Origin of the sequence: Rothia sp. P13129 (assembly GCF_048512865.1) — a bacterium.
Taxonomy (GTDB): domain Bacteria; phylum Actinomycetota; class Actinomycetes; order Actinomycetales; family Micrococcaceae; genus Rothia.
The window spans coordinates 310,527-333,130 of record NZ_JBLXYA010000001.1 but is presented as its reverse complement, the minus strand read 5'-3'; the positions used below and the strand labels follow the sequence as shown (position 1 = coordinate 333,130).

The following is a 22,604-nucleotide window of genomic DNA, read 5'->3' as shown; positions in this document are numbered from 1 at the left end:
TTACCTAACCTCATGCTCTATAGAGTGTGTGGTTTTAGTAACCAATTACTCAACAGAGAACCCAATGTGTTACTAAACACTATATATTTGTCATGACATAATGACAATCTTTTTAAGAAAATTTTTTATCCCCTTTTTCTTGAAACGACAATCAGCCCTAATCCAAGAAAAAGAGTGCAAAGACAAGCAGATACGCGAAGAGGGGGTACCAACATGTTGGTACCCCCTCTAGCGTAGATACCCGAAAATATCTTTAGCGATACAAATCAGGTTTCTCTTCGAGAACAACCTGCTCAATATTTCCGGAATTCAACGCCGCAAAACCAGCTTCACAACAAGCAGCCGCCGCGTAACCATCCCAAGCAGATGGTCCAGTATGCTCACCCTTGCTGATGGCATTAATCCATGCCTGAACTTCTTGATCATATGCATCAACAAAGCGCGGCTCAAAACTGGGGCAGGTCAAATCTTGACCGACAGAAATGTGGTTTTCTTCAAATACTGCGCGAGTAGTTACAGAATATCCAAAACGAGCAGTGACATGAGTGCTAACCGTTACCAGTACGCCAGACTCAGTCTCCATAATGACCTTTGTCGGATCAGCAAGCTCACCTTGAGCATGCTTGGTCTTCTTGCCAGAGATTACACGGACTGTCTTAATCTCTTCACCAGTCAGATAACGAACTCCGTCAAACTCGTGAACAACAGTGTCGTCAATGAGATTACGCCCCGTATAAGAATCCAACACATACGGATTAATATGTTCGCAATCCAGCTGCAAAAGTTCACCATAAGAACCAGCCTGAACAGCTGCACGAATAGTGCGGTAACCGCCATCAAAACGACGCATGAAGCCAACCTGAATCAACTTCTTGCCGGTAGCAACTTCAGCCTTAACAATTTCATATGCAGAGGCTGAATCTGGGGTGAGTGGCTTCTCGCAAAGAATAGGCAATCCAGCCTCTAATGCAGGTTGTAAAACAGGTGCATGTAAGAAACCAGGAGTCGCAATTAAAACAGCGTCAACACTGTCAGACTCAAGAGCCTTGTGGAAATCAGTATAAACCTGAGCTCCATCAATACCTTCAAGAGCTTCAATAGCCTTAGACTCATCAATATCTACTACTGCGCTAACGCGTGCGCCATCAATACGTTCGTGAATACGACGAATATGGTCGTATCCCATGCGTCCAGCGCCAACAACGGCAACACGAATATCCTGAGACATCTTTACTTCCTTTTCAATAACAGATGAAGTTGGGTTATCTTTAGCCAATTACGGTGCGAGAACCGCAACCAAGTAGATAAGTTTTGGTGCGCTGAGCGATAGGTAGTGGGATATCAAAAGATTTCACAGGATACATATCCTGCTCAACAATGCCAAAGAGTGGTCGGTTGAGAGCCTCAGCAGCTTCAATAACTTTCGACAAGTCAGGCAATCCGTGAGGTGGTTCGCACATCACTCCACTTGCGGTTGCATCTTTGAAGGTCATGTTTTCTTCACGTACTCGGCGAAGAATCTCAGGGTCTACCTGCTTCAAGTGCAAGTACCCGATGCGTTCAGGATACTTTTCGATTAGTTCAACAGAAGAAGCTCCACCATACTGGGCATGTCCGGTATCCAAGCAGAGAGTAACAAGCTTCGGGTCAGTTACAGCAAGGAACTTTTCAATCTCTTCCATGGTCTCAACATGAGAATCTGCGTGGGAGTGGAACTGTTGGAACAAGCCGAAGTCGCGCTGAAGGGTTTCGCCAAGCTTGTTATGTCCTTGAGCAAGATTATCCCACTGCTGTTCGGTCAAGGTTGATGGCTCTAGTTCTTCGCCGGTCTTGTCATCGCGCCAAAGAGCCGGAATAACAACAATGTGTTTTGCGCCCATAGCTGCTGTTAGTTCAGCAACCTTGCGAGCGGGCTCCCATGCGATATCCCACTGCTCCTGTCCGCCTCGATGGAAAGCTGTGAAAACAGTTCCAGCAGAAATTTGCAAATCGCGCTCTTTAAGTTCGCGAGCCAAAACCTCTGGTTCTGCAGGGAGGTAGCCGTAAGGTCCAAGTTCAATCCACTTGTAGCCAGCTTCAGCAACTTCATCTAGGAAACGCTGCCACGGTGTTTGAGCGTCGTCGTCGGCGAACCATACGCCCCAAGAGTCGGGGGCTGTGCCAATGATGAGGTTATTCTCGGTCATGTTCTCACGCTTTCATCGTTGAAAAGTGTTGTCTGGGTGAAAATGAAGAGTTTCAAAAACCCTTAACTATGTAAAGACATACTATCAAATAATGTGTGGTGGTGAACATAGTAGAAGAAAAAGTTTGAGAAAAATTATGAACCCTCAAAGAACCTGCATCAGCCCTAGCCACAACCACAAAAGAGGAGGGGTTAGTAACCAGTAATCACTAGCTACTAACCCCTCACAACCATCACACATCCAATAAAGGATCCTTTTTAGTCACTAGTTACGTGACTCAAAATTAAAGTTCGCTCCAGAAGCTTGCTTCGGCTCAGGCCAACGCTGAGTAATAGCCTTGCCACGAGTGTAGAAGCGAAGGCCATCTTCACCATAAATATGGTGCTCACCAAAGAGCGAATCGTTCCAACCACCGAAAGAGTGATTTGCCAACGGAACAGGCAACGGAACATTGACACCAACCATGCCGACCTTAATCTTTCGGCTAAAGGTACGAGCTGCAGCACCAGAGGAAGTGAAGATGCAGGTACCATTTCCGAAGGGGTTGGAGTTAATCAAATCAATACCTTCTTGCAAAGTATCAACACGAATAACTACCAAAACGGGACCAAAAATCTCTTCACCATAAGCGCTCATCTCAGGTGAAACATTATCCAAGATGGTCGGGCCAACAAAGTTACCCTTCTCATGGCCAGGTACAACAAGGTTACGACCATCAATAACAACGGTAGCGCCAGCCTTCTCAGCCTCGGTAATAATGCGCTGAACACGCTCACAAGACTGCGGAGTAATCAAAGGACCCATATCAGCGTCCTTATCCATACCGTTAGAAACCTTGATGTTACGAGCTAAAGCGGTCACCTTCTCGATGGTCTTCTCAGCAGCTTCTCCCACAGCAACAGCAACAGAAATAGCCATGCAACGCTGACCTGCTGCACCAAAAGCTGCAGCGTTAAGGTGCTCAGCAACAACATCCATATCAGCATCAGGCATAATCAGCGCATGGTTCTTCGCTCCGCCAAGAGCCTGAACACGTTTGCCGTGCTTCGTACCAGTCTCATGAACATAACGAGCAATAGGAGTAGAACCAACAAACGAAATGCCATCAACATCAGGATGAGTCAAAAGACCGTCAACGGTCTCTTTACCACCGTGCAAAACGTTGAAAACGCCATCAGGAAGACCAGCTTCCTTCCACAACTTTGCCATGAAGTTTGCAGCAGAGGGGTCACGCTCAGAAGGCTTCAAAATGAAAGCGTTACCAGCAGCAATACCCAAAGGCGCCATCCACAACTGAATCATGACAGGGAAGTTGAACGGAGTAATACCAGCAACAACACCCAAAGGCTCACGAACAGAATACGCATCAATACCAGTTGCGGCCTGAGGAGTGAAACGACCACTTACAAGGTTGGTAATACCGCAAGCATACTCAACGATTTCCTGACCACGAGCAATCTCACCGCGAGCATCAGAAAGAACCTTACCGTGTTCTGAAACAACAAGTTCTGCTAACTCTCCAGTGCGCTCTACAAGAAGCTCACGGAAACGGAAAAGAACAGCAGTGCGCTTCGCTAAAGATAGCTCAGACCAGCCCTTCGCAGCAGTCTTCGCAGCAGCAACAGCCTTCTCAAGCTCGTCCTGAGAACCAAGGTGCAAAGACCCTAGAACATCTCCGGTAGCAGGGTTAAAAATTTCCTGACGAGCAGAACCAGAACTAGGTACTTCTTCGCCGTTGATGAAGTGTAGAACTTCGTATGACATATTTACTCCTTGTATAGAGATAGAAAAATATCGGGATAATGCGTGCTGTAACACTCATGCGCCACAGCACACACGACAACTAAAACTTAAGGTCCAAGAAGAGGACGCTGCATGGCCTTCTTCTCGCGATAGGTCTCATAAGCATTCTGAGTAGAAGAAAGCTCACTCACACCCGTAATAGGCACATCCCACCACGATTCAGAAGACGGTGCATCAATCATCGGATCAGACTCAACATGAATAACAATCGGGCCAGAACCTTCTGGTGCTGCTTTCGCCTGAGCCACAGCATCTTGCAAACGCTCACGAACATCCTCACCCGGTTCAACACGAATAACCTTCGCACCCAAAGACTGAGCATTCGCTGCCAAATCAATAGGCAAAGTATCGCCATGATCAAAACTGTGAGTCTCTTTATCCAAGGTGCGGTACTTCGTGCCAAAACGCTGAGAACCAACAGACTCAGAGAGCGCACCAATAGACGCATAGCCATGATTCTGAATCAAAACAACAATCAGTTTGATACCTTCTGCTACCGCAGTGACCAACTCAGTGTTCATCATCAGATAAGAACCATCGCCAACCATCACCACAACATCACGACCATCTTGGGTATCTAACGACGCACGCTTCACACCCAAACCGCCAGGAATCTCATAGCCCATACATGAATACGCGTATTCAACGTGGTAACCATAAGCGTCCTTAACTCGCCACATCTTGTGGAGGTCACCAGGTAATGAACCCGCTGCACACACCACAACATCGCGGTCATCCATTGCCTCATTGACAGCACCAATAATTTCGTTTTGGCTCATCAACGGACGATAACGCTCAGCAAAAGCATCATCAACAATGCCATTCCAACGAGCCTTTTCTGAAGCAACTTCCTCAGTAACAGCAGAAGAAACTTTGAAACCGCTCAATGCGTCATTGAGCTTAATAAGAGCCTTCTTCGCATCAGCAACCATCGCAACAACACCACTGTGCTTATACGCATCAAATGCTGCAACGTTGATATTGACAAACTTAACATCAGGATTTTGGAATGCCGTACGAGAAGCCGTCGTGAAATCTTCGTAACGAGTACCAATACCAATAATCACATCAGCATCACGAACAAGAGCATTAGATGCCGTAGAACCAGTGGAACCAACAGCACCCAAGCACAAAGGATGATCCCAATCCATCACACCAACAGCAGCCTGAGTGCATGTGACAGGAATGCCTGTTGCTTCTGCAAACTGACGTAGCTCATTTTGAGCAAACGCATAATGCACGCCACCACCAGCAACAATGACAGGTTTCTTCGCTTCGCGAATAACACTCATCGCTGCTTGAATATCAACGTCTTCTGGCTCAGGGCGACGGATTCGCCAATGGCGAGGAGCAAGGAACTCATCAGGAACAAGAATTTCTTCTGCCTGAACATCCTGAGGCAAAGCAATCGTCACTGCACCTGTATCCACGGGGTCAGTCAAAACACGCATACCGTTCAAAAGTGCAGAGAAAACCTGCTCCGGACGCCATACACGATCAAAATAGCGGCTTACAGGACGGAAAATATCATTAACCGTCACATCTGCTGCGTCAAAACGTTCTAGCTGCTGAAGAACAGGATCCGGAACACGAGTAGCGAACTGGTCTGATGGGAAAAGCAACGCCGGAAGACGGTTCGTTGTCGCAAGAGCCGCACCCGTAACCATGTTTGAAGCACCAGGGCCAATTGACGTGGTAACCGCGTAGGTTGCACGACGACGAGTATGGCGAGCATACCCAACAGCTTGGTCTACCTGAGCTTGCTCATTACGACCCTGATAGTACGGCATCAAGGAAGGATCTAATTCCTGATACTGGCGAAGAGCCTGCCCCATGCCGGCAACATTGCCGTGCCCAAAAATACCGAAAATACCAGGAATAGTGCGCTCACAGTATTCCTGCCCATCAATGGTGTCTACGGTGTACTGGTTCGCTAAGAACTTCACCACAGTCTGAGCTACAGAGAGTTTTTGAAAACCCATAATTTGTGTCCTTATACGTCAAAAGGTGAATGAAAGAAGATTAATCGGTGATGGTGTGATGTAGAAGTGAAGCGGCTGTTTCAACAGCACCAGCAACATTGCCATCTGCAGGGTATAGCAAGGTACGCCCTACCGTAAGACCCTGAACACCAGGGAGCTTCAACGCATTTTCCCAGCTAGAGAATACCTCTTCGGGAGAACCAGAAGGATCTCCACCCAGAAGAACAGTCGGCATCGTCGTAGCTGCCATGACTCGTTCCATCTCCTCAACAACAGGAAGTTTCATCCACGTATAAGCGGTGTTAGTTCCAAGAGCTTCAGCAATACCGATAGAGGTAATGACAGCATCAGCAGAGAGATTGTTACGAATAGCGCCGTTATGAGTTTCTGAGATAAAAGGCTCAACCATCGCGTAGAGTTCTTGTTCTGCTAAAGCATTAACTGCCTGAGCGCAAGCCTCTAGGGTAGCTACAGTGTTCTCATCACCGTAGTGAATGCGGGTGAGCATTTTGCCGCCGTCAGCGCCAATACGCTTGAGATATTCGGCAGTGTGTCCGGTGAAGCGGTCGTCCATTTCGTTGACAAGCCCACTAATACCACCACGGTTCATCGACCCGAAGACGAGCTTTCCGTCAAGAGCACCTAAAAGGAGCAAGTCGTCGAGAATGTCGGGAGACGCGAGAACACCGTCCACCGCTGGGTTTTTGAGTGCAATTTGTAGGCGGTCAAGAAGATCACGACGATCTGCCATCGCCATTGCACGATCTTTGACGCGGTTTGCTCCGCGTGCAGGGTGATCTGCAGCGACGATAAAGTTTTGTTTTCCATAACGTGGGCCTTCGTGGCGAACACGGTTGTCGGCTGCACGTTGAATAGCTTGAGGATCCTCTAGACGGATACGCGTGAGATGCTCATATCGTCTAGGGTCACGCTCTTCATCATGAGAATGGGACATTGTAATCTCCTGAAAAATTTGGCTCGTGCGGTGCTTAGAAGTTGCGCCCATACTGAGCGAGGAACTCTTGTACTTCAGATTCGGTAGGCATAGCATCCGAACATGCAATTTGTGATGCGACGATAGCGCCTGCACCATTGGCAAAGTCGAGTACCTTATCGAGTTCCCAGCCAGAGAGTACGCCGTGCACAAAAGCTCCGCCGAAAGAGTCTCCAGCACCAAGACCATTAGCTGTTTCAACTGGTGTTGGTGCGCATACCACACGGCTGGTTGCGGTCTTTGCAAGAACACCGTTGGCACCCATCTTCACGACAGCAAGTTTGACGCCTGCTTCAAGGAGTCGGTCTGCTTGTTCATCTGGGGTGCCGTCTCCAACTGCTACGGCGCACTCTTCACGGTTTCCGATCGCGATAGTTGCATAGGAGAGAAGCTGTTGAGCAGCTTGTTGTGCCTGCTCAATGTTCTTCCAGAACATGGGGCGGTAATCTAGATCGAGGATGGTGTGTTGTTCGTCGGAGAGGAGATCACGGGGGCGTGCCTCATGTGCTGCAAGTTGCGCGCTACGAGCTGGTTCTTGGCACATTCCTGTTAGAGTGCTCCAGAAGATACGGCTCTCTTTGACAGCTTCTTTGTTGATGTCTGCTTCGGTGAGCTGTAAATCTGGTGCGGTGGGGAAGCGGCCGTAGAAGTATAGAGGGAAATCTTCTGGAGGCTTGATAGCGCAGAAAGTTACGCATGTTTGTAGCTGAGGATCAGTTGAAACATGAGCTTCGTCTACACCGTATTTTTTGAGTTCACGGCGAAGAAAAGTGCCGAAAGGGTCATTGCCAACGCGGGTAATGACCGAAGTTTTATGTCCGTAACGGGCAGCTGCTACCGCTACGTTTGCAGGGGAGCCACCGAGGTATTTACCGAATGATGTGACGTCTTCTAGTCCGACTCCAATGTCGTTAGGGTATACGTCAACGCTGATGCGGCCCATGGTGAGAAGGTCGTACATGAAATCTTTCCTTAGTGGGGTCGTATGGGTTTGGCGTCCTCGCCGAAAAGCTGTTAGTTATAGCGTGCCCCATCACACACCCAAATGTCAATGTTTGTACTGACATAGTTACAAAGTTTCTTTATTTTGCGTTAAAGACTGGAAAAAATTGCAAAAAACCTCACCCTGATACCCCGCCCGAAAAAACAAGAACCCCCTACTTCTTGCCGCAATAGAACGCCTAGAAAACCCTGCATAAACCATCTGGCTAGCAGAACATTTCCACCTACCCCATACACCTCAGCCCCAGAACGTGATACCCAACTTGCACTGTGCACACCAGAACTGAAAAAACACTCATACCAAACAAACACCATACGAAAAAGGTCGCTCCACCAAACAGTGAAGCGACCTTCCATACCAAAACACGAGAAGAACTACCCTCTCAAAGTGCCTTAACAGGAACCCAAACCTGCATCATATAATCCTCAGAACTAGTATCCCCAGGACCATACACCTCCATTGCAGGACCAGACGCCGTCAAAGCTCTCTCAGGCAAAAACGTACCCAAAAGATAATCCAAACCCGTCATAGACGCTAACGGGGCAGGGCCACGAACATCAACAATGGCATAATCACCAGCAGGAACCTCTGCCGCATTCAAACCCAAAGCCTGCGCGTTATCCCGAGAATTCACCACCAAACCAGCCATATAATCAAACTCTTGACGCATATTAGCACCAAAAATAATGGAAACCTGCTGAGTACCCTCAGTACTAAAACCAGCCAGCTTAACCGTATTCAAAACACGCTCCCACACATCAGCATTGCCAACAGCAGGATCAATCGTCTCACGTAAACCAGCAAGAACAAGCGATGGGCGATGCTCCACTCGCGCAAAATCAGACATCATAAACGCCAGTATCCCTTAACGTGCAGCAACCGGAAGAACAAGCTCCATCATCTGAGTAAAGCTCTTCTGACGCTGCTCACTGGTGGTCTCTTCACCCTTAAACAAATGATCAGAAACCGTGAACAAAGCCAACGCCTCAACACCAGCATGTGCCGCAACAGAATAAATACCAGCAGTCTCCATCTCAACCGCAAGAACACCCATCTGAGCCCAGCGCTGAGCATCAGAAGGATCATGACGATAAAACACATCAGAAGACAAAACATTACCCACATGCAACTGAATACCCTGAGACTCAGCCTCCTGCGCCACAGCAGAAAGCAGACTCCACGAAGCAGTCGGGGCAAAAGTACCAGGAAGCTTGTACTGATGCATGAAATGAGAATCTGTAGAAGCTGAAGCCGCAACCACAATATCGAATAGTTCAAGCTGATCTTGCATGCCACCACAAGAACCAATACGAATCAGGCGCTCAACACCGAACGTATGAATCAGCTCATAAGCATAAAGACTCGCAGAAGGAATACCCATGCCAGAGCCCATCACAGAAACCTGCTGACCATTAAACATTCCTGTAAACCCAAACATGTTACGAACAGTATTAAACTGCTGAACATCGCTCAGATAATTCTCCGCGATAAACTGCGCACGAAGAGGATCCCCCGGCAAAAGAACAGTTTTTGCAATAGGAACACCCTGAGGGTTGATATGAGGAGTGCTTGTCATAGGAGCGTCCTTTCAAAGACCATACAGAACTTCAACATCACTGCCGAAGAACACACTAATAATTCTCAATACTTTAGTTTAGGCGATATGAACACGCAGGCAGTTATCCGCAACCACAACCACCGCAACCACAACCCCCAGAAGCTGGCGCACCAGAGAGTCGACGCTCTACCTCAGATAATTCTTCGTCTGAAAACTCATCCTGATTCTCCACAGACTCCATCAGGTTCTGACGCTGACCAATATCCGGTGCCCCAGAAGGATTCTGAGAAAGACCCGCTAACGTTGCAGCAAAACCTGCCGGAGCCGAAGGCTTTGCAGGGGGAGCCGACTCTGCGGCGACAGGGCCACAACCGGCAGCAGTCGCCGATACCTTTTTCTGCTGCACACTACGAGCGCGCGAAAAACGCTGTAACTGTTCAGCATCAGGATAGTGGTAAGAAACTTTCACTTCGCCATCAACCAACAAAATAGGGAGCACATCAGCACCCGATATCTCAATCTGATCAGCTACCGGAACGCACTGCGTAAAAGCGCTCGGATAAGAATCTGTTGAATAAACAACAATATCTAAACCTTCATCAAGGAGTTGCTGAGCCATCCTAAGAAACTCCTCACGTTCTATATCTTGCGGGTCGTCAGGATTCTCTCCCGGAGCGGGAATAAACACCTCAAGTTCAGCATTCTGTACAGTATCAGCCACAATTCTCCTCATCATGATAGAACTCGTATCAACGTTACCCGTGCAGAAGATACTTTGTATATAACAATGTCGAGACAAGCTAAGAACGCGTAAAATTTCTGTATCTATGAGTGGCTAAATACCACTCAAGAGTGTTCCAGGTTACTCTCATGGTGTGTAGAGAAACAACATACGTCCAAAGGAGAACGATGTTTGGATTCAGACGAAAAAAGCGAACAGCCACGCTCTCAACCGCATCATATACGCCAGAAGAACTCTTCTCTCCAGTACAAGGAACATATAAGCCACTAAACCTTGTCGGAGACCCAGTATTCTCCAGCGGGCTACTAGGAGAAGGCTACGCCGTAGAAGCGACAGAAAAAACCATCAACGCACCCGTGAGTGGACGCATCGTTCTCATTCAAAACACCCTCCAAGCATGCGCCATCTGCACACCGCAAGGGGCAGAAGTGCTCATACACATTGGAGTAGACGTCGCCCAACGAAACCACTACGGGCTCAAAGCGTTAGTCGAAACAGGAACTCAGATTACCGCCGGAGAACCCCTACTACGCATCAGCAGAGAAAAAGAATACGCCTCGACACCACTGCCAGAAGTCATGGTCATGGTCACCAACATGAAGAATTTCGGCGTGAACATCACCAACAATGACGTACGTGAGGTCTCCAGCGGAGAGCACATCGGCTACACTAAGCCACGATAAAACCCGTGACCTAACCGAGGAAAAACTTTTTAACCGCAGCTTTAAGAACACTCTCCGGTTCAGACTCTGCAAAATGACGTCTCTTCGTCTCATCACGCTCTGCCTCAAGATTCTTCTCCTGAGCAGAAACAGGAAGTGACTCATCTGAAGATGATGATGACGCCTCTGTCTCAACAGCAGAAGATTCTTCGGTATCGCCAAAAGCATGAGTTGCAAAATCTTGAGCAAACTCTTCCTGAGATTTTTGCTCATTCTGCTTGGTATGCCGTAAAAATTCATCAACCTGCGAACGATAAGATATCGTAACTTGCTCAGAAGCAGCAGACTCTTCAGCAGGTAGGAAATCATCTGAAAGAACCTGAGAAGATGCAGGCTCTGTAAGAGAATCCATCGTCACTGCTGGAACAGCCTGCTCCTGCTGTGGTTGACTCTCGTGTGTGCTGTCATCTTCTTTGACAGTGGTAGAGCTCGTCCACTGAACAGAAGAAGAACCAACCGATACGCCCCAACTCTTACCGCGCTCCTCTTCGCTGACCCAGTTGCCAGTCACAAAATCTGAGAACGAACGAGCAAGAAGACGAGGCGGCTCTGCAATACGCGGGTCACGGCTAATAACCTGTCCCTTTGCGCCAGAGGCCCCAGGGGCAAGATCTACCGCATAAAGAGTATCTGTATCATGGGCAATTTCTACCCACAGCCGATGAGATAACAACGGCTGTACAATATCGCTCGGCTGCGCTGGAATATGTGGAAGCTGAGCATCTGCAAGGTCGCTCGTACCAAAATCTTCTTCAATGTGTGATGCAAGGATATCCCCGTGGGGTCCGTCCGCAATTTTTCCATCACGCACCGTCGAACGATAAAAACGTAGCTCCGGCAGAGTAATACCCCCACGTTTTTTGATGATGTAATCAATATCTGACGGTGAATAACCCTTGCTATGTCCCAAACGTGTCAATGCACGATGAAGGGCTAAACCGTCATTCTTCGTGGTTGGGACAGAATCTAAATCTCCGGGGTCAGACTTAACAGTCTCAACATCAGAGTTGTTGTGAGAAGCAGAGGTGTCGATACTAATCGTAGCGTTAGGGGGAATAACACCACTATTTCGCAACTCTTGAGCAGTCACAAGAAAGTTCTGCGTGAGTGTGGCGTCAATAATGATATTTCCGCCGTCGTTCGTCAATGAAAGTTCAATTATTTCACCGCGAGAGCTATGAAGGTGCGCGTGAATAGGCTCTTGTGCCTGCTGTGAGTAATTCTCTAGAAGTGAGGTCAGAGCCGATAAATCTACAGTGTTTGTGGGGGAGCTGTTCAAACTCATGGGGTCATTTTCTCATACCGTCGCATTGTGTACAGACTCTTGCGATAGGAAGATTAAAAATACCTTCAACAAAAGCCATTAATATCGTGATAACGGTAGCAAAAATAATAAAACCTCGCCAAAATTGCCTTAACGCATTAGGTTGGGGTGTGATAGAAGAATCATCATCTTCCCCCTATCATTCCAACATTCAACGAAGAACATGGAGAAAAGGACTAACGTGAACACCGCAATCACCGAACTCATCAACAAAGTACCCACCGGCTTGCTCATTGGCGACCAGTGGAAAGAAAGCTCCACCGGAGAAACCTTTGACGTGTTCAACCCTGCAACTGAAGAAAAACTAGCAACTATTGCCTCAGCAACTTCTCAAGACGCTACTGAAGCGTTAGACGCCGCATATCACGCCGCATATAAAAACAAGGGGTGGGTTGAAACTCCTGCACGTGAACGAGCTGAAATCCTTCGTCGCGCCTACGAGCTCGTCACAGAACGTGCCGAAGACTTCGCCCAACTTATGACACTTGAAATGGGTAAACCGCTTGCAGAAGCTCACGGAGAAGTAAAATACGGTGCTGAGTTTCTTCGCTGGTTCTCTGAAGAAACCGTTCGCAACTACGGGCGATACGTTAACACACCCGAAGGAACAAACCGTATCCTCACCTCCCGCAAACCTGTTGGTCCGTGCTTGCTCATCACCCCATGGAATTTTCCTCTTGCTATGGCAACACGCAAAGTCGCCCCAGCTATCGCCGCTGGCTGCACCATGATTCTCAAGCCAGCACGACTCACCCCTTTGACCGCACAATACTTTGCGCAAACAATGCTCGATGTTGGACTTCCTCACGGAGTGCTCAACGTCGTACCCTCAGCCTCAGCATCTGCTATTAGCGCACCCCTGCTTGCTGATTCTCGACTGCGTAAAGTGTCCTTTACTGGATCAACAGAAGTCGGCAAAAAACTCCTCGAACAAGCTTCCGCAAATGTTCTGCGCACCTCCATGGAACTCGGCGGAAACGCGCCATTTATCGTCTTTGACGATGCTGATATTGATGACGCCGTCAACGGCGCAATGGGCGCAAAGATGCGAAACATGGGTCAAGCCTGCACCGCTGCAAACCGTTTTATTGTGCACGAATCAGTTGCTGAAGAATTCACTGAAAAATTTGCCGAAAAAATCCGTCAGATGAAAGTCGGCAACGGCATGGATGAAGGGGTTACTTGCGGTCCTCTCATTGAAAAGAAAGCACAAGAACAGATGAGCGAAAAAGTTGCTGACGCGGTAGCTCACGGTGCTCGTATCGTTGTGGGCGGTCATGCAATAGATGGTGCAGGATATTTCTTTGAACCAACCGTGTTAGCTAACGTTCCAGCAGAAGCATCTGTGATTCGTGAAGAAATCTTTGGGCCTATTGCACCCATTATGACCTTTAGCGATGAATATGAAGCTTACCGCATGGCTAATAACACCGAATACGGGCTTGCCTCCTACGTTTACACTAAGGATTATCAGCGTCAACTGCGTGCCGCTGACCACCTAGAATTTGGTTTGGTGGGTTGGAATGCTGGGGTTATCTCTAACGCGGCTGCACCCTTTGGCGGAGTTAAACATTCTGGTTTAGGTCGTGAAGGAGCCGCAGAAGGCATCGATGAATACACCTACACGCAATATATCGGAGTTAAAGACCCCTACGCTCTTTAGCAGATATGCTGTAAGTAATGCACGTCACCCCAAGACACAATGAAGGGTTCACCCCATGAAACGCCTACAACACTTCATTAACGGAGAATTTATCGACTCTCTTTCAGTCGAGACACTCGATATCGTTAACCCCGCAACCGAAGAAACTGTCGCACAATCACCTATTGCAACAGCAGAAGAGATCGAAGCTGCCATGAGTGCTGCTCGTGAAGCCTTCACTAGTTGGCGACGAACTACCCCATCACAACGACAAAAATACCTCCTTGAGCTGGCAACAGCCATGGAAGAAAACGCCGACAAACTGGTTGAAGCGCAACACCGCAATACCGGTCAGCCACGAGAAATCATCCGCAACGAAGAAGTTCTCGCCGGTGCAGACCAAATGCGCTTCTTTGCTGGTTGCGCACGCACCCTTGAAGGCAAAGCGGCCTACGAATACATGGCCGACCATACCTCCTATGTTCGCCGTGAACCCGTAGGTGTTGTTGCCCAAGTCGCCCCATGGAACTACCCGCTCCTAATGGCCGTATGGAAACTGGGGCCAGCTTTGGCGGCCGGTAATACCGTTGTTCTTAAACCCTCGGACACTACCCCAGAATCCACTCTGGTGCTGGCCCAGCTCATTCAGAATATTTTCCCTGCCGGCGTGGTGAATGTACTCTTAGGAGACGCAAGTGTTGGGGCTCAGATGGTAGAACACCCCACCCCGTCCATGGTCTCTATTACCGGTTCAGTGCGTGCAGGCCAAGCAGTCGCCGCAAGCGCCGCAAAAGACCTCAAACGTGCACACCTTGAACTTGGTGGTAAAGCTCCCGCCATTGTTTTCGCTGATGCAGATTTACCTCGCGCAGCTCGTATGCTCACCGAATTCGGGTACTTTAATGCTGGTCAAGACTGCACTGCTATTACTCGTGTTCTTATTGAAGAGTCTGTCTACGAACAATTCCGTGCACTGCTGGTGCAAGAAGCCGAAAAGATTACGACCGGAGACGCAGACGACTCAAAGAACTATTATGGCCCGCTCAATAACGTCAACCATTTCAAGACGGTTATGCAGAAGCTAGAGAACCTTCCTGAGCACGCGGTTGTTGATACGGGCGGTGTTCGTTGCACTGAACGCGGATACTTCATCGCCCCCACCGTGATTAGTAACGTCAAACAGCAAGATCCTATCGTCCAAGAAGAAACATTTGCTCCGGTTCTGACTGTGCAACCTTTCAGTGATGAGGCAGAAGCTCTAGAACTAGCTAATGACGTCTCGTATGCCTTGGCCTCTTCTGTGTGGACAAACAACCACGGTGTTGCCATGCGCATGTCTCGTGACCTGGATTTTGGTGCTGTATGGATTAACACTCACGTCATGCTCACCGCAGAAATGCCACATGGAGGATACAAACTCTCTGGATACGGCAAAGACCTATCCCTGTATTCAGTAGAAGAGTACACCCGCGTCAAACACGTGATGAGTGATATGAGCGTGTAATTCCTCTACGGCGGGAGTCTTTAGCTCCTGCTTGTGAAGTGACTGAACACAAAAGCTGCCGAGAAGAGCCCCAAACGTTTCACGTGAAACGTCAACTCTTCTCGGTTGCTTCCTCTAAGAGAAAGTACATCAATGACAAACATAACCTACCGCCTACCACAAGAAATCAAACTCAACGGCACCTTCCCCGGTGAACACTCACAACAACTAGCGCAACGACGAGCAGACGCCGTACCCGCCGGAGTCGCCTCCACCGCGCCCATCTACGCACAAGACGCAGACGGCGGAGTAATCCTCGACGTCGACGGAAACTCCTTCGTAGACCTCGGCTCAGGTATCGCCGTGACCTCCGTAGGCGCAAGCGCCCCACGAGTGGTCAAAGCCATCCAAGAAGCCAGCGAACATTTCACCCACACCTGTTTTATGGTCACCCCCTACGAGGGATATATTGCGGTAGCAGAAAAACTCAACGAACTCACCCCCGGTAACTTCCCTAAACGATCCGTCCTCTTCAACTCTGGCGCAGAAGCCGTAGAAAACGCCGTAAAAATCGCGCGCGCAGCAACCGGACGTAACGCCATCATCGTTTTCGACCACGCATACCACGGGCGAACCAACCTCACCATGGCACTCACCGCAAAAGCCACCCCCTACAAAAAAGGCTTTGGCCCATTCGCACCAGAAATCTACCGTGTTCCCATGAGCTACCCCTACCGTGACGGTGAAGAACTCACCGGCACACAAGCGGCACAACGAGCTATCGACATCATCGAAAAACAAGTCGGAGCAGAATACATCGCCGCCGTGCTCATCGAACCCATTCAAGGTGAAGGCGGATTCATCGTCCCCGCAGAAGGATTCCTCTCTAACATCGCACAATGGGCAAAGAGCAAAGACATCGTCTTCATCGCCGACGAAGTACAAGCCGGATTCTGCCGTACCGGACGATGGTTCGCCAGCGAATATGAAGACATCGAACCAGACCTCATCACCACCGCAAAAGGCATTGCCGGTGGTATGCCATTATCAGCCGTTACCGGACGAGCCGAACTCTTCGAAAAAGTGCAACCAGGCGGACTCGGCGGCACCTATGGCGGAAACCCTGTCGCCTGCGCCTCAGCTCTCGCCACCATTGAAACCATGCAAGAGTGGAACCTCAACGAACGCGCGTTACGTATTGAACAACTCATCCGCCAAAAACTTGAACCACTCGTCCCCGAACTGCCTATTCTTGGTCAAGTACGTGGACGCGGCGCCATGATGGCACTAGAGTTCGTTCTCGATACCAACTCACAAGAACCACACCCGCAAGCAGCACGAGATATTGCAAGCTACTGCCTAGAACGCGGAGTGCTTATCCTCACCTGCGGAACATACGGCAACGTTGTACGCCTATTACCTCCTCTAACCATCCCAGAAAATCTCCTTGAACAGGCATTAGATATTCTGGTTGAAGGTATCCGCTCAATCTAAAACATTCCTACACTCTAAAAGTGTTGTCCCCGTAGCGCGCATGCTACGGGGACAACACTTTAACAAGAAAAACTGCAATCTTCAGAACCACACCTGAAAACTTACCAGCAACTGACTAACGATGAGACGCCTTCTCCACCGAGAGAACCTTAAACGTTGAAAGCGGTTTTTCTCCTTTACCGCAAGACTCACGTGCCGGAGCAGTCTTCGTTTTAGCTGTGACAACAACCCACGAACGACCATCCTCATGGCGAACAATAGAGCGCTGAACACCCTTATGCGCGGACGAAAAAACTTGAGAAGACCCAGTATCCTGCCCACCATGAAGCAACGCATACTTCTCACGACGGTACTGCTCTTTAACCTCACGATACCGCCGATTAAGCTCATTGAGCTCTACCAGCTCTTCAACACATGCCTGACCATAAGACAACTTTTTGCGTAGAACCTTCGCCCGCGCCTTCTGCTCACGCCACAGTCGACTCTTACGCAACCGCGCATACTTCTTCTTCAACTGCCGGTACTCTCGAGACTTCTTAAGATTCTTCTTTTTCTTTGAGGACTTCTCACTTTTAACAGAAGAAAACGACAGCTGAGAAATAGTAGGCTCTTCTCCACCCTGAGCAAGATACTCACGAACAGCAACCTCTGCCACCTGATGAACCGCCGCAAGAGAAGAACAACCACGAATACCAGCCAACGACGGAACCTGATACTCCTCTAAAGACACCACCGCCATAAGAGCAGTAGCAGGAGTCAACCGACCATACATATAACCAGCAGGCAACACCACACCGGTGGGAGCTAAACGATGCCCACCAATATGCGAACACTCCCAAACCGTCTCCGGAGGGCGAACCTGCCTGAGATACTGTGCAATAGGCCGTCCTGCTAACGCGCAACACCGATCACGCTTACCATGAGTACACAAAAATATGAGACTATGAGGAACCTTCTCAACACCCTTAATCTTCTGCGGTGAGTGCAACGGAAGAGAGAGCATCTTCTCTAGATGAGGAACCTCAAAACGGTACGTGCGCTGCTTCCCCTGTGCACTATTAACAATAAAAATGCGGTGTGTTTGACGCTTCTGCTGAGATTGACTTCCACGTGAAGCCGGCTCCCTAATAAACAACAGCTTATATCCGCGAAGTTTTTTAACCTTACGCGCAATTCTTCGAGCAAGTGCAGAATGAACACTGCCACCTTTGAGGATCTCTCGCCCCCACTGCCCTGGCACCTCAACACCAACCCATCCGCGGGTACGTGTAGCCGTCCCATAAGTTTCCCCCGCAACATTCTGAGAACAAGACTCTGGTGGAAGAACAGGGAAACGGATAGTAGAAAGAATCTCCTCATGCGAGCAGGGTGGGAGGGAGAGGGTGGTAGTCATATCTTCAGCTTAGCTGGGTATGCTAAGAGAGTCATGTTTGTTTTGAGGAAAGGCACAGAAAATGAGTCAGGACAACCTCAGCTCATCTCATCAACATAATCCACCAGTTCGGGTTGATGTGTGGTTGTGGTCTGTGCGTATCTTTAAAACACGATCCTTAGCGCAGAGTGAATGTAAAGCAGGGCACGTACGTATCGACGATAGCGCTGTTAAACCCTCGCGAACAGTAAAACCGGGAGATGTGATACGTGTACGATACCCCGGATATGAGAAGGTCCTGAAAGTTATTCGTACCATTTCTCGTCGAGTAGGCGCACCTATTGCGGTGACCTGTTACGAGGACTTATCCGAACCATACCCATCATATTTATTGCGTGGCGGTGTTCCCCGCCGTGAACCTGGTGCGGGGCGCCCAACAAAAGCTCAACGTCGTGAACTCAACAAACTTCGAGGATACGAAAAATCTTAAAATCTGATGCTCAACCTATAGAGAGGAAAAGCTCTCTTCCGTCGACTCACCCCTGCCACTAGGATAGAGCGAGTGATACATGAAGAAACCCCAAACTACCGGTTAGCAAACCTCAACGACGCACCCCTACTGCACACCTTCGCACAAAAGATGTTCCCTGACGCAACACCGTCTTACATTCCCCAAGAAGCAGTGCAAACCTTCATCAACGAAAAACTCTCACAAAAAATCTTTGAAGAATACATCCGTTCAGAACACTACCAAGTAGGCATCCTCGAAAAGAACAAAGAACCTGTCGGGTACACCGTCCTCTGCACCAACACCGCCGAAAACCCCGAAATCGTTGCAGAAGCAGCATGCTTAAGCAAGTTCTATCTAGACCCATCCGTACGCGGCAACGGAACAGCCCAAAAAATGATGGATGCCGTCTGTGAACAAGCACGACAAGCAGGATTCACAACACTATGGCTCGGCACCGCAAAACTCAACATACGTGCCAACAAATTCTACGAAAAATACGGTTTCCGTATCGTCGGAGAACGCAAATTCTACCTCACCCAAGACATCTACGGAGACGACGTCATACGCCGTCTCAACCTCTAAACACCCGCCCCACACAAGTAGAGTAAAGATTATGTCAGCTACCCGCCCTGCACCCTCCAACACCTTGCACCGACAAATCCTTCACTTAGCAATACCAGCCTTTGGCGCACTCGTCGCTGAACCGCTCTTCGTCATGGCTGACTCTGCCATGATCGGACACCTCGGCACCGACAAACTAGCAGGACTCACCCTCGGCTCGACCATCATCCAAACAGTCATAGGGCTAATGGTGTTCCTCTCATACTCCACAACACCAGCAGTTGCCCGAGCCTACGGAAAAAATAACCTCTCTCAAGCCTACGCTGCAGGACGAAACGCGCTCTGGGTCGCCCTCGGACTAGGGGCACTACTTGGCATCTTAGGGTGGGTTTTCTCTCAACAGCTCTTCACCGCATTAGGAGCAGACACCGCCACCACCATCAACGCCCAAGAATACTTACACCCCTCACTACTTGGACTGCCCGCCATGCTCGGTGTACTCGCCATCGTAGGGGTGCTACGAGGTTTACAAGACACAAAAACCCCGCTCTATGTTGCCACCGTCGGCGCGATTGTGAACATCGTCCTCGACTGGGTGATGATTTACCTTCTGGGGTGGGGACTTGCCGGCTCTGCTATTGCTACCGCCACCGTACAATGGGGCATGTTCGCTGTCCTCAGTGTGAGTTTGTGGCGGGGTATCACCCGATACGGTGTGCAACTTGCCCCCGAACTTTCGGGGCTTCGCCACGTATTTGCTCTCGGCTCATGGCTCATGTTGCGCTCGCTTTCTATGCGAGTGGCGTTACTCGGTACGGTTATTGTTGCCACACATCAAGGGCAGACAGCTCTTGCAACCTATCAGCTCACCATGAGCTTTTTCAGCTTTCTTGCTTTTGCACTCGACTCTTTGGCTATCGCTGCACAGGCTCTTTTAGGTAAAGAACTGGGGGCACAGAACCTCAACACGGCACAAGGAAAGAACGCTGTTCTTGATTTTAAAAATGCTTTGGTGCGGTGGAGTCTTTATTTTGGTGTAATTACAGGAATTTTCTGTGCACTCATCGGTTTTACCAGTAGCTGGATTTTTAGTTCTGACCCGCACGTTCAACACCTTTTTGCGTTGTCCTTACTAGTTGTGGGACTCACCCAACCATTAGCCGCATATGTTTTTGTTCTAGACGGGGTGCTGATGGGCGCAGAAGACATGCGTTATCTTGGCATTGCTTCACTCATTGTTTTAGGTGCCTACGTGCCGTCACTTCTACTCGTTGACGTCCTCACCCCGCTCATGGGGCAGAGTGCGGCCTTTATCGCTCTATGGTTAGCGTATTCTACGGTTTTCATGGGTGCTCGTGCCGTGACTCTTGGCCGACGCGCTCGCACTGAGATATGGGTTCGGTAGGACTGCTCCACATCGAATGCTCATAGAACCTAAGATGCTTGAAAACTTACATGATGACTAAGACCAAGACAAGGCTCACCACAGCCGCAACCACACTCGCAACAGCACCCAAAACAACAGCACTCAACCCCGTCGTCATAATCTTCCGAAGATGAACATTAGTGCCCATCGCACCCATCGCAACAGTAATCAACACCGTTGACAGAACTTCAGCACCCCTCAACACGCTGCTAAGAACACCATCAAACCCCATATAGGTCAACACCGAACGCAAAAATACTGCAACAAGAAAACCCACCACAAAAAGTGGCAACAACGGTGGCCGCTTCTGAGACGACACCCCACGACGAGCTTTCTCTTGCCCCTGCCGATACCCCACATAAGCAACCAAAGGAGCAAGAAGAACCACACGACCCAACTTCGTCACCGTAGCAGTTGCCACCACATCCGTACCGATAAACCCAGCACCCGCAACAACCTGACCCACCTCATGGATAGAAGTACCAATCCAAACCCCAGCCTGCTCGGACGAAAGACCAAACTGAACAGCTAAAGCCGGAATAAGAAACATCAAAAATGTTCCAAACAGTGTTACACAAGCAATAGCAGTAGTCGCAGAAGACTCCACATCCTCTTCGGAATCATCTTTTTTCTCTAACACCGCAGACATACCAGCAACCGCAGAAGCACCACAAATAGCTGTACCCGTCGCAATAAGCATACGAGAATTATGGGCAACACCCATCAAACGTCCGCACCACAACGTCACCAGATACGTGCTCAGCACCGTGACCGCAATGATAAAAAGCACGCCCCAACCTAGCTCAAGAATGTCAGGAATTGCCAGACGCAACCCCAAGAGCACAACACCAACCCTCAAAAACGTTTTACTCGAATACGTCAAACCTGCTGAACAAGAATCGGGGATAAGACCCACATTCCGCATCAAAATGCCGAGAACAATCGCCAACAGGAGAATGCTAACAAGCTGAAACCCCGGAATAAACGTGATGAGATAAGCTCCCATCGTCAATGCGACAGCGTACAAAATACCGTATAAGCGGGAACTAAAAGTATGGAGCATAAAACTAAACATAACTCATCTTCAAGATACTGGTATGAACATGAAGCACACCAAGAGTTATGAGATAGAAAAAACGAGTTTAAGCGTCCACCATCTCAAGAAGTTCACGGTGAATTGTTGTGTCACCCGTAAGTTCAGGGTGAAAAGAAATACCCATAACATTGCCCTGCCGAACACCGACAACCTGCCCACCATGATGAGCTGTTACCTGAACATCTTGACCCACTCGACTCACTCGAGGAGCCCGAATAAAAGCCGCGTGAACAGGGTGTAGCTGTTCATCTGCCCCACGCCAAAGAACCTCTGTCTCGGCAGAATCAACTTGCGAACCAAAAGCGTTACGATCTACAGAAATATCAAGAATATCGAGTGTTTGCTGACCCGGTGCAGGGTCGTCTACAGTGTGCGCTAGCATGATGAGCCCAGCACAAGTACCTAACGTTGGTACACCTGAGATAATAGCTTCGCGTAAGGCATCCCGTACCCCAAAAATACGCGTAAGACGGTCAATGGTAGAAGACTCTCCACCGGGAAGAATCAACGCGTCTAACCCATGAAGGTGCTCAGCCTTTTTAACAAGAACTACCTGCGCACCCAGAGATTCCATCATTTGTGCGTGTTCTGCGACGCCACCTTGAAGGGCAAGAACACCAACAGTTTTACCGTTCCCAGAATTGTTAACAATAGTGGTCAATGTTTGTACCCTTCGTGTTTTTCTCGCGCAAACTTATACAGATA

Annotated in this window: 20 protein-coding genes; 7 read left to right on the top strand and 13 right to left on the bottom strand. The window is 49.0% G+C overall.

Annotated elements, in window-relative coordinates; genetic code table 11:
• Positions 1-253 precede the first annotated feature (253 nt).
• The 9 genes from ACN081_RS01595 to ACN081_RS01555 all read right to left on the bottom strand — a co-directional run bounded on the left by ACN081_RS01595 (position 254) and on the right by ACN081_RS01555 (position 10,247).
• On the bottom strand, positions 254-1,228 hold the full coding sequence (locus tag ACN081_RS01595) for a Gfo/Idh/MocA family protein (RefSeq protein WP_419106738.1): 975 nt from the start codon (positions 1,226-1,228) through the stop codon (positions 254-256).
• Positions 1,229-1,268: 40 nt separating this feature from the next.
• On the bottom strand, positions 1,269-2,186 hold the full coding sequence (locus ACN081_RS01590) for a sugar phosphate isomerase/epimerase family protein (RefSeq protein WP_419101216.1): 918 nt from the start codon (positions 2,184-2,186) through the stop codon (positions 1,269-1,271).
• 264 nt (positions 2,187-2,450) lie between these two features.
• A complete protein-coding gene (locus tag ACN081_RS01585) occupies positions 2,451-3,950 on the bottom strand; it encodes a CoA-acylating methylmalonate-semialdehyde dehydrogenase (RefSeq protein WP_419106737.1) in 1,500 nt (499 codons plus the stop codon).
• Between the two features lie 86 nt (positions 3,951-4,036).
• The gene (iolD, locus tag ACN081_RS01580) at positions 4,037-5,971 is read right to left on the bottom strand and encodes a 3D-(3,5/4)-trihydroxycyclohexane-1,2-dione acylhydrolase (decyclizing) (protein WP_419106736.1); all 1,935 of its coding nucleotides are present in this window, start codon (positions 5,969-5,971) and stop codon (positions 4,037-4,039) included.
• 40 nt (positions 5,972-6,011) lie between these two features.
• Positions 6,012-6,926 (bottom strand): Cgl0159 family (beta/alpha)8-fold protein, encoded by a 915-nt coding sequence (locus tag ACN081_RS01575; RefSeq protein WP_419101213.1) that lies wholly within the window; start codon positions 6,924-6,926, stop codon positions 6,012-6,014.
• A 34-nt stretch (positions 6,927-6,960) separates the two neighbouring features.
• The gene (iolC, locus tag ACN081_RS01570; protein ID WP_419106735.1) at positions 6,961-7,926 is read right to left on the bottom strand and encodes a 5-dehydro-2-deoxygluconokinase; all 966 of its coding nucleotides are present in this window, start codon (positions 7,924-7,926) and stop codon (positions 6,961-6,963) included.
• A gap of 424 nt (positions 7,927-8,350) precedes the next feature.
• The gene (locus ACN081_RS01565; RefSeq protein WP_419106734.1) at positions 8,351-8,818 is read right to left on the bottom strand and encodes a GyrI-like domain-containing protein; all 468 of its coding nucleotides are present in this window, start codon (positions 8,816-8,818) and stop codon (positions 8,351-8,353) included.
• A gap of 15 nt (positions 8,819-8,833) precedes the next feature.
• A complete protein-coding gene (gene deoD, locus ACN081_RS01560) occupies positions 8,834-9,544 on the bottom strand; it encodes a purine-nucleoside phosphorylase (protein ID WP_419102755.1) in 711 nt (236 codons plus the stop codon).
• Between the two features lie 103 nt (positions 9,545-9,647).
• Positions 9,648-10,247: an arsenic metallochaperone ArsD family protein gene (locus ACN081_RS01555; RefSeq protein ID WP_419106733.1), complete on the bottom strand. Its 600-nt coding sequence runs from the start codon at positions 10,245-10,247 to the stop codon at positions 9,648-9,650.
• 188 nt (positions 10,248-10,435) lie between these two features.
• Between ACN081_RS01555 and ACN081_RS01550 the strand changes: the two genes are divergently transcribed.
• Positions 10,436-10,951 carry a PTS sugar transporter subunit IIA gene (locus ACN081_RS01550; protein ID WP_419102753.1) on the top strand — a complete coding sequence of 172 codons (516 nt, stop codon included), beginning with the start codon at positions 10,436-10,438 and terminating at the stop codon, positions 10,949-10,951.
• 10 nt (positions 10,952-10,961) lie between these two features.
• Here the strand turns inward: ACN081_RS01550 and ACN081_RS01545 are convergent, their stop codons facing one another.
• Positions 10,962-12,275: a hypothetical protein gene (locus ACN081_RS01545; RefSeq protein ID WP_419106732.1), complete on the bottom strand. Its 1,314-nt coding sequence runs from the start codon at positions 12,273-12,275 to the stop codon at positions 10,962-10,964.
• 202 nt (positions 12,276-12,477) lie between these two features.
• Here ACN081_RS01545 and ACN081_RS01540 point away from each other — a divergent pair, with 202 nt between their 5' ends.
• From ACN081_RS01540 to gabT, 3 genes are all read left to right on the top strand, one after another.
• Positions 12,478-13,977: an NAD-dependent succinate-semialdehyde dehydrogenase gene (locus ACN081_RS01540; protein ID WP_419106731.1), complete on the top strand. Its 1,500-nt coding sequence runs from the start codon at positions 12,478-12,480 to the stop codon at positions 13,975-13,977.
• 55 nt (positions 13,978-14,032) lie between these two features.
• Positions 14,033-15,460 carry a gamma-aminobutyraldehyde dehydrogenase gene (locus ACN081_RS01535; RefSeq protein WP_419106730.1) on the top strand — a complete coding sequence of 476 codons (1,428 nt, stop codon included), beginning with the start codon at positions 14,033-14,035 and terminating at the stop codon, positions 15,458-15,460.
• A 132-nt stretch (positions 15,461-15,592) separates the two neighbouring features.
• On the top strand, positions 15,593-16,933 hold the full coding sequence (gene gabT, locus ACN081_RS01530) for a 4-aminobutyrate--2-oxoglutarate transaminase (RefSeq protein WP_419106729.1): 1,341 nt from the start codon (positions 15,593-15,595) through the stop codon (positions 16,931-16,933).
• Between the two features lie 115 nt (positions 16,934-17,048).
• Here gabT and ACN081_RS01525 read toward each other — a convergent pair whose 3' ends face one another.
• Complete coding sequence (locus tag ACN081_RS01525; RefSeq protein WP_419106728.1) at positions 17,049-18,326, bottom strand: sucrase ferredoxin; 1,278 nt, start codon at positions 18,324-18,326, stop codon at positions 17,049-17,051.
• A gap of 61 nt (positions 18,327-18,387) precedes the next feature.
• Here ACN081_RS01525 and ACN081_RS01520 point away from each other — a divergent pair, with 61 nt between their 5' ends.
• The 3 genes from ACN081_RS01520 (at position 18,388) to ACN081_RS01510 (ending at position 20,782) form a co-directional block, all read left to right on the top strand.
• A complete protein-coding gene (locus ACN081_RS01520) occupies positions 18,388-18,795 on the top strand; it encodes an RNA-binding S4 domain-containing protein (protein ID WP_419101202.1) in 408 nt (135 codons plus the stop codon).
• Between the two features lie 72 nt (positions 18,796-18,867).
• A complete protein-coding gene (locus ACN081_RS01515; protein ID WP_419106727.1) occupies positions 18,868-19,398 on the top strand; it encodes an N-acetyltransferase family protein in 531 nt (176 codons plus the stop codon).
• A gap of 31 nt (positions 19,399-19,429) precedes the next feature.
• A complete protein-coding gene (locus tag ACN081_RS01510) occupies positions 19,430-20,782 on the top strand; it encodes an MATE family efflux transporter (RefSeq protein ID WP_419106726.1) in 1,353 nt (450 codons plus the stop codon).
• 46 nt (positions 20,783-20,828) lie between these two features.
• Here ACN081_RS01510 and ACN081_RS01505 read toward each other — a convergent pair whose 3' ends face one another.
• Both ACN081_RS01505 and pdxT read right to left on the bottom strand, forming a co-directional pair.
• Positions 20,829-21,878, bottom strand: a complete 1,050-nt coding sequence (locus ACN081_RS01505) for a YeiH family protein (protein WP_419106725.1) — start codon at positions 21,876-21,878, stop codon at positions 20,829-20,831.
• A gap of 67 nt (positions 21,879-21,945) precedes the next feature.
• Positions 21,946-22,560: a pyridoxal 5'-phosphate synthase glutaminase subunit PdxT gene (pdxT, locus tag ACN081_RS01500; RefSeq protein ID WP_419106724.1), complete on the bottom strand. Its 615-nt coding sequence runs from the start codon at positions 22,558-22,560 to the stop codon at positions 21,946-21,948.
• Positions 22,561-22,604 lie beyond the last annotated feature (44 nt).